Source organism: Delftia sp. WSY_16 (assembly GCF_043104415.1).
Lineage (GTDB): Bacteria > Pseudomonadota > Gammaproteobacteria > Burkholderiales > Burkholderiaceae_C > Comamonas > Comamonas tsuruhatensis.
Window position 1 is genome coordinate 1 of the sequence record NZ_JBICKS010000012.1, and the last position, 353, is coordinate 353.

Annotated in this window: 1 protein-coding gene; it reads left to right on the forward strand. The window is 67.4% G+C overall.

What is annotated here, in order from left to right; translation table 11 throughout:
• Positions 1–353, forward strand: a 353-nt coding sequence (locus ACF8O7_RS06965) for a sensor histidine kinase (protein WP_392442861.1), incomplete at both ends; no start/stop codon positions are given.

Genomic DNA, 353 nt, shown 5'->3' on the forward strand with positions numbered 1-353 from the left:
CCCGCCATGGCCGACATGTTCAACGACATCCATGCGGCGGGCCAGCGCATGCTGGCCCTGGTCAATGACCTGCTCGATGTCGCCAAGCTGGACAGCGCCGTGGGAACCATCCACCTGGAGCGCACGGACCTGCGCAGCCTGATCCGGCCGGTCGTGCGCGAGCTGGAGCCGCAGCAGCAGCACAAGCTCATCGACCTGCGGCTCGAACTCGACGACGCCCCGCTGATCGCCAAGGCCGACCCCGTGCGCTTCCAGCAGGTGGTGCGCAATGTGCTGGCCAATGCCATCAAGTTCTCGCCCATCGGCGGGCGCATCGATGTGCAGGGCCGCATCGACGGGCAGGGCGACATCTG